We start from the raw sequence: 16,031 nt of genomic DNA on the forward strand, positions 1-16,031 counted from the left end.
ATGGGGCGGAGAGCATGAATAGCAGATGGATGAATTACGGCGGTCTTATACTAATCGCTGTTGTGTGGGGAGCGAACTTCGGCATATCGCGGTTAGCTATGGAGTCGTTTAATCCCATCGTTTTCTCGTTTTTGAGATTTGGATTGGCTATTCCGTTTTTCTTTCTCATTCTTAAGCTAAGAGAGGGCAGCGTGGGCATTCCATGGCGAATTGTACCGAAGCTTGCTGTCATTGGGTTGGTTGGCATTACACTGCTCGAAATTACGGTGATGTACTCGATTAAATATACGACCTTAGCCAACGCGTCGCTGCTGAACGTAGCACCGTGGCCGATCTTCGCTGCATTGTTTGCCCCTTTATTCATGCGCGAAACCATCACGAAGAGGCTCATTGTTGGCGGAGCGATATCCATCGTTGGAGTATGCTTCGTCATACTGGGTGGCGGTGAAAGCTTCAGTCTCTCATCTGATAATATGATCGGCAACTTGATGGCGCTTGGAGTCAGTATTGTCGGTCCGTTATTTAATCTAAGCTCCATGTCGCTTATGAAGCAATACTCTGCGCTGCGTGTAAGCACGTGGACGATAGCTTTTGGGTCGTTGTTTATGCTGCCGCTCACCTTTGGGGCTTGGGGGCAAACCAATTGGTCGGCTCTTCAGGCGGGGCATTATTTATCCATTGGCTATAATGTATTGATTTGCACCGTTGTCGCTTTTGTCGTTTGGAATGCATGTATGTTCAAGGTTGGCGCAACGCGCTCTAACTTTTTCCGTTATGCGGTTCCGGCGGCGGCTGTTGTAGCTGGGTATGTGATGTTCGATGAGAAGATCGCGCTGCTGCAAATGTGCGGCGCAGGCTGCATGGCCGCAGGACTGATATGGATCAGCATCGAGAGCAAACCGCGAAGCAAAGCGTCCGTGAAGACAGTGGAGACGAATGGTTAATTCTTGTGATTCATAATTGCGGTTGCTAGTTTATGAGATCGAATTCTAATTGTATAAATATGTATCATGTGAGGGTTTCGTACTAAGTTGAACTAACTTAGTGCGAAACCCTTTTATTTTTTACATAAAAAGGATTATTAAAGAACAGTGTGTGTTATGGTAACTCCCATCATGTGAAACCTAACATGACAATGGATAAAAATGTAGAATTTTTGCACTAAATAACGAAATTTTTCTTTTAAAATAGTGATGAAAAAGGTAAAATCAAAAAAGCGGCTAATCCATGGAATGGGAGTCGGACTCTACGAAGAAGGACTGAACTTAAAATGACAGTGAGTATAGTAGAAGAAACGTTAAATCCGTACCAAATCGCACAACAGCAAATCGATACTGCAGCGGCCCATCTACAATTGCCTAAGCATGTTACAGACATCTTGAAGCAGCCGAAGCGCGTGCTGTCGGTTAACTTCCCAGTTCGTATGGATGATGGCTCAATTCGAGTGTTCGAAGGTTACCGTTCCCAGCATAATGACGCGATTGGACCGACTAAGGGCGGCATTCGCTTTCACCCCGATGTAACGCTTGATGAAGTAAAAGCACTTTCCATGTGGATGAGCTTTAAATGCGGCGTTGTTGGCCTTCCTTATGGCGGCGGCAAGGGCGGAGTTATTTGTGATCCACATCTTCTTAGCAAAGGCGAGCTAGAGCGTGTTAGCCGTGCTTTCATGGAAGCTATCGCTGATTTTGTAGGTCCTGACAAAGATATTCCTGCACCGGATGTATACACGACTCCGCAAATCATGGGTTGGATGATGGATACGTACAGCAGACTAAAAGGCGTTAACTCACCTGGCGTTATTACAGGTAAACCGCTAATTCTTGGCGGATCCCAAGGCCGTAATGAAGCAACAGCACAAGGCTGTGTGTACACAATCTTGGCAGCACTTCAAGATAAGAATATTCCTATTGAAACGGCTACTGCAGCGATTCAAGGTTACGGCAACGCTGGTCGCATTGCTGCTCGTTTGCTTAGCGAAGCAGGCATTAAAGTTGTAGCAGTCAGTGACTCCAGAGGCGGAATTTACGATCCGAATGGATTGGATATCGAACAGATCTCCATACTAAAGGATACGACTTCCATCCGTGAGTATGGCGAGAAGTACTATATTTCTAATGAAGATTTGCTTGAGCTTGATGTTGATGTTTTGGTTCCAGCTGCTCTAGAAAACGTAATTACAGCTAAAAATGCAGATCGCATTAAAGCAAAAATCGTTGCAGAAGCTGCAAACGGACCAACAACACCAGAAGCGGATCGCGTACTTTGGAGCCACGGCATCACAGTTATTCCAGACGTACTTGCAAATGCAGGCGGCGTTACGGTTTCGTACTTCGAGTGGGTACAAAACTTGGCTAACTACTACTGGAGCGAAGCAGAGGTTCTTGAGAAGCTTGAGACGAATATGATTCTTTCTTACGTAGCTGTTCGTGATCTTGCTAAGGAACATGACACTGACCTTCGTACAGCTGCTTATATGATTTCGATCAAACGGATCGCAGCAGCAATGGAAGCTAGAGGCTGGATCTAATATATTTATAAAACAAGAAGAGGTGGCGGCGTCATGACAGAACAGATTCGCATCGGTATTGTTGGTTACGGCAATCTTGGACGCGGCGTAGAGCTTGCAATTAGACAAAGTGCGGATATGAGATTGGATGCGATATTTACTCGTAGAGACCCAGCATCTATTCCGTCTGAAACAAAAGCATATAAAATTGAAGATGCGGAGCGCTTTGTCGATGATATCGACGTTATGATTCTTTGCGGCGGCTCAGCAACAGATTTGCCAGAGCAGGTTCCTGCTTTTGCCCGCTTGTTCCATACGGTTGACAGCTTCGATACGCATGCGCGTATTCCTGAATTTTTTGATCAGGTAGATGCAGTTGCCAAAACGAGCAATAAAGTAAGTGTAATATCCACAGGCTGGGACCCAGGCTTGTTCTCATTGAATCGTCTGCTTGCTGAGGCGATATTGCCAGAAGGCAAGGAATATACATTTTGGGGCAAAGGTGTGAGCCAAGGCCATTCAGATGCGATTCGCCGCGTGAAAGGTGTAAAGAACGGCGTTCAATACACCATTCCTAGTGAAGAGGCAGTAGCGCGAGTTCGTAACGGTGAAAATCCAGAGCTTACAACGCGTGAGAAGCACGTCCGTGATTGCTACATTGTAGCAGAAGAGGGCGCTGATCAAGACGCGATTGCTGAGGAAATCCGTACGATGCCGAACTATTTCTCCGATTATAATACGACGGTTCATTTCATTGATGAAGCAACATTGAAAGCCGAGCATTCCACAATGCCTCATGGTGGTATGGTGCTTCGCAGTAGCAAAACAGGCGAGAACAGCACACAAATTATCGAGTTCGGCTTGAAGCTTGACAGCAACCCTGAATTCACGGCTAGCGTGCTTGTTGCTTATGCTAGAGCAGCTTATAAATTTGCTCGTGAAGGACAGTCTGGAGCCAAAACCGTATTCGACATTCCATACGGCTACCTTTCACCAAAATCCGCAGCAGAACTGCGTAAAGAGCTTCTATAGTTCTGAAACTTTTCTGAACATTCCCCTCCATTTTACATTTTTTTACTTACACTTTTGGAAATAGTAGGATATAATGAAAAAGTGAGAGTAATTACTGTCGAATTATAGGGAGAAGTGCTGAAAGATCCATTTTCCTATGGTAGAATAGGTTCAAACCTACCTAACAGGTAAATTCTACTAGGAAGTGAACTCAGCATGATAGACATCCATACGCATATTTTACCTGGATTGGATGATGGTGCGGCAAGTTTCGATGATACTCTGAATATGGCCCGGGCAGCTGTATCAGAGGGAATTACAACGATCATCGCCACTCCGCACCATGCCAATGGAACCTATACCAATACAGCAATCGACGTAGCTAAGCACACTCTCTCTATTAACGAACAGTTAATAGCTGCGGGTGTGCCTATTGCTATACATACAGGTCAAGAAATCCGCGTTCATGATGATCTGCTCGATGCTTGGTATAGAAAAGAATTGCTTCCCTTAGCCGGCTCTAGTTATGTATTGATTGAGATGCCATCCTCCCGTATTCCGAAGGCGATGATTGAGCTCGTGCATGAGCTTAATGTATTGAAGTTGAAACCGATTATCGCTCACCCAGAAAGAAATGCAGAAGTTGTGAAGCACCCCGATCGATTAGCTGAGCTTATTGAAGCAGGCGCATTCGCACAGGTTACGACCCACTCACTGCTTGGGGGATTTGGTAAGCGCATTGAACAATCCGCATGGTCATTATTGAAGGCGGGTCATATTCATTTTGTATCTTCCGATGCTCATCATATTGAGCGCCGCGGTTTTCGTCTGGGCGAAGCCTACGCGTCCATTGAGAGGCGGATGGGAGAACAGTGGGTTACCTATTTACAATCCAACGCTCAGTCTGTGTTAGACGACAAACCTATACATAACCAGCCTATTACTATAGTTTCTTCAGACGGGGTTTTGCGTCGTTTTATTTCCTATTTCTACAAAAAATAGTGCGTGCTAGAATGATTGGTAGTTGAAGAAAGCGCATACTATAAATGATTTTATTGGCGTTATTAGTCATTCATCTATTAGATGAGTGCAACTATTATCATATAATTAGGAGTGAAGAAAGTGACATTAAGAAAAAAAATAGCAGTTTCTACAATTGCGGCAAGCGTAGCCCTTACGGCTTTCGCTGGTATTCCGCTAAGTAGCAAAGGTTTGGCAGAGAAGCTTGGAGTAAATGGGGTTGTTTATGCATCTTCGTCATTGGCTGATTCAGCACTTGTAGCTGATATTAAGAAGCTGCATGCCGCTCTTATTAGCACAAACGGATTAGCTGCAGTTGAAGCATTCCAGCTTGAACTTGATGCGTTGGACATTCATGTAAAAGGCGACATCGTAAAACCGATTGTAAACAAGTTTAATCCAACGGACAGTGAAGAAACAAAGTTGGAAAATCTTTTCCACGATGCTGTGAAGCTTTCTTATAATCCTTCAGTTGCTGGACTTGAAGAACTGCGCACAAAATATGGAACATTGCTACAATCTTTTGCCACTAGAGCAGAAGTAAATGATCTTACAGTGGATGATATTGCTCAATATTTCCTTGATATTCAAAAAGAGCTTATTAAGCAAGTTGATTCCAAGGATCTGGCTGGACTTATAAGTCTACTAAAGGATTCGAATGCCCTTAATAAACTATTGCAGGATGTGCTAGCAGCGCTGCCTGGTGATTATGCAGTTGAGAAGATCTTCCGTCACTATGGTGTAACGACTGAAGATGTACTTGAAGTATTATCTCAAGCAAAACTAGCAGTAAAAGATGATACTAAATTCCTTGCTGCAGCTGGCGCTTTGTACACTGCTTATAAATCACTAAACACTACACCTCCAACTACTAATCCAGGTGGTGGCGGCGGTGACATTGTAACTCCAGCTACACCGCTTCCTGAATCAACTGACAAATTGCTAAACGATTTGAAAGCAGCGCTTGATAAAGCAACTGATGCTGAGAAAGCTGCTATTGTTACTAAATTTGTTGCTGATGCAAAAGCAGAAATTGCTAAGCTTGCAGCAATCAGTGCAGCTTCAAGTGTTACTACAGTAAATGGACAAGCTGTTCTTCAATTGGATGAGAAGAGTGTATTGTCAGCAGTTGCTGGTATTAACACGGTTGCTTCCAAGGTGAAAGAACTAGCACCAGCTTCTGCACTTGCGAAGACTGCTTTGCAAATCAATCTTGGTGAAGTGGCACAAAAGGATGTAGTTCTAAACCTTTCCGATGCAGTAGTTAAAGCTGCGGCAGCTGGAAATGTATCCGGTGCAACTTTCACGATTGGCAAATTTGAAGTAACTGTTCCTGTAGGCGGTTCGTTCTCTTCTGCTATTGGTCTTACTATTAAGAAGAGCGATGTATCTGCTGACGTTGTAGGTACGCTGAAATCAGTATCTGAAGTTTATGACTTCAACCTAACGGTTGGCGGCACTGCAAAAACTTCATTCGATCAACCGATCGTAATCAGCATTCCGCTGGGCGATACAACTGGTCTTGATAAAGAGCTTCTTTCCGTAGCGAAAATCGTTGATGGCAAGCTAGTATTCCACGGTGGACGTGTATCGGGCAACTCTATTATCGAATCTCGTGATTCGTTCTCCTCTTATGTGGTTGTAGAAAACAAAGTTTCGTTCAAAGACATTGCTTCTGTAGAAGCATGGGCTGGCCGCGAAATTAGCGTTGTAGCTGCAAAAGGCGCAATCGAAGGTAAATCAGAAGGTCAATTTGCACCGAAAGACAAAGTAACTCGCGCTGAATTCGCGAAAATGCTTATCCGTGCTCTTGATCTTGAGAATGGCTCAGCTACAGAAGGTTTTGCTGATGTCGATTCAGCTGCTTGGTATGCACCATACGTAGCTGCTGCGGCACAACTCAAAATCATTAACGGCCGTTCAGATACTAAATTTGATCCAAATGCAACGATTACTCGTGCTGAGATGGCAACGATGATCGCTCGCGCATTGAAAGTATCGCAAGGCGCTTCTAACGTAGCTGATGTAAATGCTGCACTAAAAGACTTTGCGGACGCTGGAAAAATTAATGCGTCATTAAAAGATGGCGTTGCATTTGCGGCAACTCACAAAATCGTAGTTGGAAATGCAGGCAAGTTCTTGCCAAATAACAATGCGACTCGTGCAGAGGCAGCAGTAATTATTTACCGTGCACTAAACTTCGACAATTAAGTAAAAATATATACAAAATCTTCCTCTCATGTGGATGAGAGGAAGATTTTTTTCGGGAATATATAGGATATTGTAAGATTATAGATTATTATGTAGTAAGGTATAGTTCTTGAGGATTATATTCTCATTCTAAATAACTATATCCCATGGAGGAATATGCATGTCTAACGAACTAGATTTACGACAGTATATGGCAATCATAAAGAAGAGATTGGCGCTAATATTAGTATTTGTTTTCCTCTGTACAGCAGCAGCAGCCGTTATTAGCATGTTTTTTAAAGATCCGGTCTATGAGGCATCTACTAAAATAATCGTAAATCAAACGACGACACAAATGGCAACCGGCCAGCTTGATCTTAATCAAATCAACTCCAATATCAAAATGATCGATACGTACAAAGAGATTATTAAAACACCGGCTATATTGGATAAAGTGGCTGAGCAATATCCACAGCTTGGATTAACTGCGACTGAGCTCTCACGTAAAATTCAGGTTAGCTCTGTAAATAATACACAGGTCATGACATTAGTTGTGCAAGATGTGGATTATAAGCAAGCAGCACAGGTTGTGAATGCAGTCTCGAATGTTTTCCGCGAAGAAATCCAGCATATTTTTAAAGTAGAGAATGTATCGATTCTGAATGAAGCTGTGGTCGATGCGCAGCCAAGTCCGGTTTCACCGAACGTTCCTCTTAATGTCGCGATCGCGTTTATTGTATCTTTAATGATTGCTGTAGGTATTACATTCTTACTTGAGTATATGGATGACACGATTAAAACCGAAGCAGATGTGCTGCAGTTTTTGGGTCAGCCCACGCTTGCTATGATTTCAAGAATGAATACGGAGGATGCTAACTCTAGCCAAACCAGCAAAACAACTCAAACTTACAAGGCAGGTGAATTAGAGGGTGTCTCGATTGAAAAATAAGCGTCAGATCATTACGCTAACGAATCCTCGTTCTCCCATATCAGAATCCTATCGCGCTCTGAGGACGAACATAGAGTTCTCATCAATAGATGAGAAATTGCAGGTGCTAATGGTCTCTTCAGCAGGCCCTGGTGAGGGGAAGTCGACAACGATAACGAATCTGGCTGTCACTTTCGCGCAATCAGAGAAGAAAGTTGTTCTTATTGATGCCGATCTTCGTAAGCCTACTGCCCATCATACATTTTCTATCTCTAATCGTTATGGGTTGTCGTCCATTATTTCACAGCAGTGCTCGCTCGAGGAAGGAATACAAGTTACAGACATTCCTAATCTAGATGTGATTACATCAGGTGCCATACCGCCAAACCCGGCAGAGATGATGGGTTCAAAGCGGATGACGGCAACAATTGAGCAGCTTAGACAAATGTATGACATTGTGCTCATTGATACGCCGCCGCTGCTTGCAGTAACGGATGCACAAATTGTATCTACGAAAAGTGATGGCGTAATTCTTGTCGTTGATCAAGGAAAAGTAAAGCGGGATATTGCTAGCAAAGCTGTAAAAAACCTTGAGAGTGTAAATGCGCGAATTTTGGGAGTAGTGCTGAATAATGTGAAGCGTAAGGCAAATGAAGAGGCTTACTACTATTATTATGGTGTTCAAGAGAAATGAAAAAATACAAGTAGATGTCTTTTGGCGGAGGGATGAGTTAGTTGAGTAATAGAAATAGAATGCTGGTCATACTGGTGGTAGATATTTGTATTATATGGATAGCGATTGGGGTATCCTATCTCTTTCGTTTTAACGGAAACATCCCTCCCATCTACGTGAGACAAATGCTTGAATTCGCATGTTTAACCACCATTATATGCGGCAGCAGCTTAGCCTTTTTTCGAATGTACAGACGAATGTGGCAATATGCCAGTATTGGTGAAATTATTGAGCTAGCCAAAGCCATAGTGATTGGACTTGTTTTATCGTATGGAGCAACCTATGCTTTAAATGGGGAACGAGTCCCTATCTCCATTAGCTCTCGAACACTTGAACTCATGCTGCTATTAATGGGAGGCTCACGGTTTCTCTGGCGCTTAATCCGAGTAAATCGAACCAAAAAGACCGCTTTTACAAACAATGTACTTGTTGTTGGCGCTGGAGATTGTGGGGCGTTAATTGCAAAAGAAATCATGACAAGCAACAGCTTTTTAGGCAATCGTATAGTAGGGTTTATTGATGATGACCCACATAAACGCAATATGCAGGTAGTCGGTTTATCAGTTCTGGGAACTAGGGTGAACATTGAAGAGATAGTACATAAACATCACATCCATGACATTATTATCGCGATGCCGTCTGCAAAGCGAGTGCATATAACGGAAATTATTAATATTTGCAAGCTGACCGGAGCAAAGGTCAAGATTATCCCTTCTATTAATGATTTTATCAAAGGGCGCCTCGCGGTTAAGGCTTTACGCAATGTTGAAGTAGAGGATTTGCTAGGTAGAGAACCTGTTATGACAGATTTAGAGGGTATAGCCAATTATGTATCCGATAAAGTTGTTCTAGTAACAGGTGCTGGAGGATCGATTGGTTCAGAGCTATGCAGGCAGATTTCTTCATTTAAACCTAAGTCCTTGCTCCTGCTTGGACACGGTGAGAACAGTATCTATACGATTGAGATGGAGCTTAAGACGAAGTTCCCTAATGTACATTTGGAAACCGTTATTGCGGACATTCAAGATCGAAGTCGTTTAGATGATGTATTTCGTAGGTTTAGGCCGCAAGTTGTGTTCCATGCTGCAGCCCATAAGCATGTGCCGCTTATGGAACGAAATCCATCGGAGGCAGTTAAGAACAATGTATTCGGTACGAGGAACGTAGCTGATTGCGCAGATAAATATAAAGCAGAACGGTTCGTCATGATTTCCTCCGACAAAGCCGTTAATCCTTCCAGCATTATGGGAGCGACCAAGAGAATTGCAGAGATGTACATACAAAGTATTAATACAATAAGCGAGACCCAGTTCGTGGCAGTGCGTTTTGGTAATGTACTTGGAAGCCGTGGAAGCGTTATTCCAAGGTTCAAGCAGCAAATTGCTGCAGGCGGTCCGGTTACTGTTACACATCCCGACATGGTCAGATATTTCATGACGATACCTGAAGCGGTTCAGCTTGTTATTCAAGCGGGGTCATTTGCCAAAGGTGGAGAAATATTTGTTCTAGATATGGGAGAACCGGTTCGTATTCTTGATCTAGCGCAGGATCTCATTCGGTTATCAGGTTACGAACCGAATATTGATATCGAAATAAACTTTAGCGGTATGCGTGAAGGAGAGAAGCTGTTCGAAGAGCTGCTAACGGATGAAGAAGCAGTGTCATCTACACAACATGAGCGGATTTACATAGGCAAGCCAACACAAATCAATAGAGTCGAACTCGAGCTTCAATTCAAACGAATTGAGAAAGCTATTGGAGATAATCAAACGACAATTAAAGATGTTATCGAGCATCTTGTTCCTTTTTATTCACATGTATCTTAGCAGACAGATTACCATAACGGAGGAGATTACACATGCGTAAGAAAAAGTGGAAGAAGATATTAATTTGGGTCGCATCAATCATTGTCATACTGGGAGTAGGGGGCTTATTTGCAGCTAATTATGCTGTGGATAAGCTTATTTCTACGTTGGCTGCTGACCTTGAGGGTGACTTGTTAAATGAAGAACCAATTGGCCTCGATTCGAACGCAAAGCCAAATGAACAAGCCAATAAGTTGAATGAAGAAGGTGCAACGGATACTACAATGAACACGGATAAAGCTACAGTTAATCCCGAGAAAGATGGGAATAATGCAGACAATGATAAATCAGATGAAAAGATTGACCCGGCTAAATCAACAGAAAGCTACTCTGCTGAAGTATCCATTGAAAAGGCTAAGGATCTTCAAGAAAAAATAACAGTATCGGAAAAGGCAAAGCTGACTTCTGTGTTTCTAAAAGAGCTTAGTATGGCGGATATTAAAGAACTGCAAGCTCTAGCTAGCGGGGGGATAAACCAAGAAGAGAAGAAAAAAGCTCGTAGTATCATTCTAGACAAGCTGACCCCCGAGCAATACGACGAGTTGATTCAGATTGCTAAAAAGTATGGAATGAGTCAGGGTAAATCTTATGAAGAGGTTGTCAAAGAAAAATAAATAAATGATAATTCGTGACATTTTTGGAGAGGACATATTAAAGGTTCGTAAAGCCCTCATACCAGAAGTTGGGCTTGGAACGAGAATCTTGCTTGAGACTAAGGCTATGCCTAAAGTGATGTTGAGAATCATTGATTAATGAACAAGAAAAAGAAGCGATTTTGTGATAATGGGATGTTATATACTTGGACAAAGATTTTTGGAATTCTAGAGAAGTAAACACGGGGAGCAGACAGTGAGATTCTGCTAACAGATGAGATCGCTGAATTGATCGGGAAGTTTATGCTTATATAAGAGGTGCTAGGTATTATGTTAGAGAGAGATTGGCAACAATTGAGTTTGTAATAGATTTAAGATACGGTCTATAAAAAATGGAAGAATAATTGAAGATAGAATAGATTTAACTGTAAATATACTATTACATATCCAAAACGTATTCATATATATATAAAATTGAAATGTTTTGGATATGTAATCCATGTTGAACTCTTCTAGGGAACGAAAGTTTAAGTTAGAGGTTTAGAGATTTTAGAGTGGGAATTAAAAAAGATTGGTTTAGCACTCAAATAGAATGAGACGCTTGAGATATATTGTGCTGGTTGAATCGAGAAAGCAATGGTGTATAGGTATTTGATTAGGTTGAAAAATATATATTTAGTAGATTAGTAGTTTATTGGAAAAATAATTGCAATCCAATTAAGTACTAAACGACTAAGGAAGCGTTCTAAAGACTAAACACCTAAACTTGAATAAAGCGAGGTAAACTACAATGATTGATACTAAAGTGAAAAATATACCTTTTTCTCCGCCGGATATAACAGATGCGGAGATTGAAGAAGTTATAAATACAATGAGGTCTGGCTGGATTACAACTGGGCCTAGAACAAAATCATTTGAAAAAAAAATTGCTGAATATATTGGTGTGAATAAAGCGGTATGCTTGAATTCTGCTACTGCAGCTATGGAACTTACTCTTCGAATTTTAGGAATCGGTCCTGGTGATGAAGTAATTACTTCAGCATACACGTATACCGCATCTGCTTCAATTATAGATCATGTTGGCGCTAAAATCGTATTAGTCGATACCGCCTTAAATTCTTTTGAGATGGATTATTTAAAACTCGCTGATGCGATCACAGAGAAGACGAAAGTGATTATTCCTGTCGATATTGCAGGTAAGATGTGTGACTACGATAAGATATACGAAGCAGTAGAGACTAAGAGAGGAATGTTTAAGGCTAATAATGAAATTCAAAAGCTATTCAATAGAGTAATTGTAATGACTGATGCTGCTCATGCATTTGGAGCAGTGAGGAACGGAATGAAATGTGGACAAGTTGCAGATTTTACTTGCTACTCTTTCCATGCTGTGAAGAATTTGACAACAGCTGAAGGCGGAGCAGTTGTTTGGCGTAATGTTCTCGGATTAGATGATGAGTGGCTTTATAAACAATTCATGTTATATAGCCTTCATGGTCAGTCAAAAGATGCACTAGCGAAATCACAAAAAGGTGCATGGGAATATGATATCGTTTATCCAGCTTATAAGTGTAATATGACTGACATTATGGCTGGGATTGGTTTAATACAGTTAAATAGATTTGAGAGTATGATGAAAAGACGCAAAGAGATTATTGAGATATATGATAATATGTTACTGCCATTAGGAGTTATAAGCTTGGAGCAATATAGCGATAACTTTGCATCATCGGGGCATCTTTATTTAGCGAGAATACCTGGAATTGGCGAAGCGGAGAGAAATGAAATAATTATAAAAATGGCAGAGAACGGTGTTGCATGTAACGTCCACTACAAGCCATTACCTATGTTTACGGCATATAAGAACCTTGGATTTGATATTAAAGATTACCCAAATGCCTACAGTCAGTATGAAAATCAAATTACACTCCCACTTCATACTTTGTTAAGTGATGAGGATCTGGAGTATGTGTGCAAGAGTATGAAGTGGGTAATGAAAGAGGTTCTTTATTAATTTAAAATTAATCTAGTTAATATGGAAATGAGGAGCAATAAATTGATACTTAGAAAATGGGATGATTTACCTGATAAATTAAAAAATCAAAGTGTAAAAAAATATCATAATTATCTATCTAAGAGGAAATTCAGTCTATTCGCAAAACGAATATTTGATATTATATTCGCAATCCTTATTTTTATTATTCTCTTTCCTGTATTTGTTATTATAAGTATTGCGATTAAGATGGATTCTAAAGGGACAATTATGTTTCGACAAGTAAGAGTGACACAATATGAGAAACGTTTTAGGATTTTTAAGTTTCGTACGATGATAAATAATGCTGATAAAATTGGTTCTCTAGTTACGACACAGAATGATAGTAGGATTACTAAGGTTGGTAAAATTTTAAGAAAACTAAGACTTGATGAAATACCTCAACTATTTAATATTATTTTAGGTGATATGAGCTTTGTTGGGACAAGGCCTGAAGTGGTTAAATACGTTGAGAAATATACAGATGAGATGATGGCAACATTACTTCTTCCAGCTGGACTTACATCTGAAGCAAGTATTCAGTATAAAGATGAAGATCGGCTTTTATCAAATACAGAAAATGCTGATGAGACATATGTTATTAATGTTTTACCGGAGAAAATGAAGTATAACTTGAGGGATTTGGAAGAGTTTAGTTTCATGGGGGAAATCAAGACTATGATTAAAACTGTGATTACCGTTATTAAAAAAGATAAAAATTTCGTTGAAATTAGTTCTAACTTTAAAGAAGAAAAAGAAAAAAATGTATATGAGGTAAAAAGTAATGCGTAATATAGAAAATAAAACTTCAAAAATAAATATAACAGTGTCTATAATAATCCCAGTATATAATGAAGAGAAATATATGGAATACTGTATTGAGTCATTGTTAAAGCAGAATTATCCCAAAGAAAAAATGGAATGGATATTTATTGATGGCTGTTCAAGCGATAGAACTGAAAAAATCATAAAAAAATATGCAGATAAGTTTCCGGATTTAATAAAATTATATAATAATACCCAGAAAACCGTTCCCTATGCAATGAATATTGGCATCAAAGTCGCTTCTGGAAAATATATTATTCGTTTAGATGCTCATAGTGAATATCAAGACGACTACGTATCGAAATGCGTATATTATCTTGATACAACTGATGCTGATAATGTTGGGGGAGTAGCTGAGACTAAAAGCAAAGGATTTGTAGGAAATGCTATCGCTCTTATGTTATCCTCAAAATTTGGTGTAGGTAATTCACAGTTCAGGACAAACGGAAAAAGTGGCTATGTAGATACTGTTCCATTTGGTGCTTTTCGTAGGGAGATTTTTGAAAATTATGGATTATATGACGAAAGATTGACTAGAAATCAGGACAACGAAATGAATTATCGTATTCGGAAGAATGGTGGAAAGATATTCATGGCAGAGGATATCAGACTGTCTTATTATTGTCGAGATAGCATTAAGGGTATTGTAGATATGGCTATTAAGAATGGAAAATGGAATATTATCACTATGAAATTATGCCCTGGTGCTATGGGGATAAGACACTTTATACCTTTTATTTTTCTATTATCATTAATTTTAATGCTAGTGTTATATTTATCATCACCGATGTTTAGCTGGTTATTAATCAGTGAAATAGGATTATATTTAATTTTAAATATAATATTCTCTGTTAGAGCAGCTAAAAAATATAAGTACATACCGATATTACTTTTATTATTTCCAGTATTCCACCTTTCATATGGATTGGGATCATTTTTAGGTATACTTAAAAGCACAAAATAAAGAACCTTGAAAAGGGGAAAGATACGATGAACTTATACGATAAAATAAGAAACAAACAAGAAAAGTTATCAGTTATTGGCCTAGGTTATGTTGGTATGCCTTTAGCTGTTGCTTTTGCTAAGAAGGTTGAAGTTATTGGTTTTGACTTAAATAAAAAGAAAATAGATTTATATAAAGCTGGAATTGATCCAACAAATGAGGTAGGGAATGAGACGATAAAAAGAACGACAGTATGTTTCACAGAAGATGAAACAATGCTTAGAAAAGCAAAGTTCCATATTGTCGCTGTTCCTACGCCAATAAACTCAGATAAAACGCCAGATCTTGCACCAGTAGAGGGAGCTAGTACTATTGTGGGGCGTAATCTAACTAAAGGATCAATAGTAGTTTATGAATCGACTGTTTATCCTGGAGTTACAGAAGATATTTGTATTCCAATTCTTGAAAAGGAATCCGGACTAAAATGTGGTGATGATTTTAAGGTTGGGTATTCTCCAGAGCGCATTAATCCTGGTGATAAAGTGCATACTCTTGAAAAAATTATTAAAATCGTGTCAGGAATGGATACTGAAAGCTTGGAAGAAATTTCGAAAGTTTATAAGTTAGTAATTGAAGCAGGTGTACATAACGCCAGCTCTATTAAAGTAGCTGAAGCTGCTAAAGTTGTAGAGAATAGCCAACGAGATATAAATATTGCATTTATGAATGAACTTGCAATGGTATTTGACCGTATGGGTATAGACACCAAAGATGTATTAGAGGCAATGAATACAAAATGGAATGCTCTTAAGTTCTCCCCAGGACTAGTTGGTGGTCACTGTATTGGTGTTGATCCCTACTACTTTGTTTACGAGGCAGAAAAACTAGGATATCATAGTCAAATTATTTTATCAGGCAGAAAGATTAATGATGGTATGGGTGGATTTGTTGCTAATTCAATAATTAAAAAAATGATTCTTGCTAATAAAACTGTAAAACAAGCTAAGGTTGTGATCTTGGGTCTTACATTCAAAGAGAATTGTCCTGATATTCGAAATTCTAAAGTTGAAGATATTATTAAACATCTCGCAGAATATGGAGTCGAGCCCATAGTGGTTGATCCATATGCAGATGCTATAGATGCCAAACTTGAGTATGGAATTGATTTAGTTCCTATTGATATGATTCACAATGCTGATTGTCTAGTATTCGCTGTTGCTCATGATGAATTTAAAAATATAAGTATTGAAAAAATTGATAGAATGTTTGGGGAATTCCCGAATGAAGAAAAGGTAATTGCGGATGTAAAGAGTATTCTTTGTAAAAATGAACTAGAAAATCTTGGTTATAGTTATTGGAGTCTGTAATATTTATCTATTTTG

13 protein-coding genes are annotated in these 16,031 nt (G+C 39.7%); all 13 read left to right on the plus strand.

Annotated elements, in window-relative coordinates; translation table 11 throughout:
- Positions 1-14: 14 nt before the first annotated feature.
- Entirely contained in the window at positions 15-944 is a 930-nt protein-coding gene (locus AB4Z50_RS07895) for a DMT family transporter (RefSeq protein WP_441877741.1), read from the plus strand.
- A 326-nt stretch (positions 945-1,270) separates the two neighbouring features.
- Positions 1,271-2,530: a Glu/Leu/Phe/Val family dehydrogenase gene (locus tag AB4Z50_RS07900; RefSeq protein ID WP_076268474.1), complete on the plus strand. Its 1,260-nt coding sequence runs from the start codon at positions 1,271-1,273 to the stop codon at positions 2,528-2,530.
- 33 nt (positions 2,531-2,563) lie between these two features.
- The gene (locus AB4Z50_RS07905) at positions 2,564-3,541 is read left to right on the plus strand and encodes a diaminopimelate dehydrogenase (protein ID WP_441877744.1); all 978 of its coding nucleotides are present in this window, start codon (positions 2,564-2,566) and stop codon (positions 3,539-3,541) included.
- Between the two features lie 195 nt (positions 3,542-3,736).
- Complete coding sequence (locus AB4Z50_RS07910) at positions 3,737-4,522, plus strand: tyrosine-protein phosphatase (protein ID WP_441877746.1); 786 nt, start codon at positions 3,737-3,739, stop codon at positions 4,520-4,522.
- Positions 4,523-4,642: 120 nt separating this feature from the next.
- Positions 4,643-6,751, plus strand: a complete 2,109-nt coding sequence (locus tag AB4Z50_RS07915) for an S-layer homology domain-containing protein (protein WP_441877748.1) — start codon at positions 4,643-4,645, stop codon at positions 6,749-6,751.
- A 160-nt stretch (positions 6,752-6,911) separates the two neighbouring features.
- Positions 6,912-7,679, plus strand: a complete 768-nt coding sequence (locus tag AB4Z50_RS07920; protein WP_339206390.1) for a YveK family protein — start codon at positions 6,912-6,914, stop codon at positions 7,677-7,679.
- Entirely contained in the window at positions 7,660-8,352 is a 693-nt protein-coding gene (locus AB4Z50_RS07925; protein ID WP_339206392.1) for a CpsD/CapB family tyrosine-protein kinase, read from the plus strand. The genes AB4Z50_RS07920 and AB4Z50_RS07925 overlap by 20 nt, the downstream gene beginning before the upstream one ends.
- Before the next feature lie 41 nt (positions 8,353-8,393).
- Positions 8,394-10,217 (plus strand): polysaccharide biosynthesis protein, encoded by a 1,824-nt coding sequence (locus AB4Z50_RS07930; protein ID WP_441877751.1) that lies wholly within the window; start codon positions 8,394-8,396, stop codon positions 10,215-10,217.
- A 32-nt stretch (positions 10,218-10,249) separates the two neighbouring features.
- Positions 10,250-10,870, plus strand: a complete 621-nt coding sequence (locus AB4Z50_RS07935) for a hypothetical protein (RefSeq protein WP_441877753.1) — start codon at positions 10,250-10,252, stop codon at positions 10,868-10,870.
- A gap of 769 nt (positions 10,871-11,639) precedes the next feature.
- Entirely contained in the window at positions 11,640-12,863 is a 1,224-nt protein-coding gene (locus tag AB4Z50_RS07940; RefSeq protein WP_441877755.1) for a DegT/DnrJ/EryC1/StrS family aminotransferase, read from the plus strand.
- A 27-nt stretch (positions 12,864-12,890) separates the two neighbouring features.
- Complete coding sequence (locus AB4Z50_RS07945; RefSeq protein ID WP_441878023.1) at positions 12,891-13,673, plus strand: sugar transferase; 783 nt, start codon at positions 12,891-12,893, stop codon at positions 13,671-13,673.
- The gene (locus tag AB4Z50_RS07950; protein ID WP_441877757.1) at positions 13,666-14,670 is read left to right on the plus strand and encodes a glycosyltransferase family 2 protein; all 1,005 of its coding nucleotides are present in this window, start codon (positions 13,666-13,668) and stop codon (positions 14,668-14,670) included. The genes AB4Z50_RS07945 and AB4Z50_RS07950 overlap by 8 nt, the downstream gene beginning before the upstream one ends.
- A gap of 26 nt (positions 14,671-14,696) precedes the next feature.
- Entirely contained in the window at positions 14,697-16,016 is a 1,320-nt protein-coding gene (locus AB4Z50_RS07955; RefSeq protein ID WP_441877759.1) for a nucleotide sugar dehydrogenase, read from the plus strand.
- Positions 16,017-16,031 lie beyond the last annotated feature (15 nt).

Source organism: Paenibacillus sp. 2TAB26 (genome assembly GCF_052115145.1).
Taxonomy (GTDB): domain Bacteria; phylum Bacillota; class Bacilli; order Paenibacillales; family Paenibacillaceae; genus Pristimantibacillus.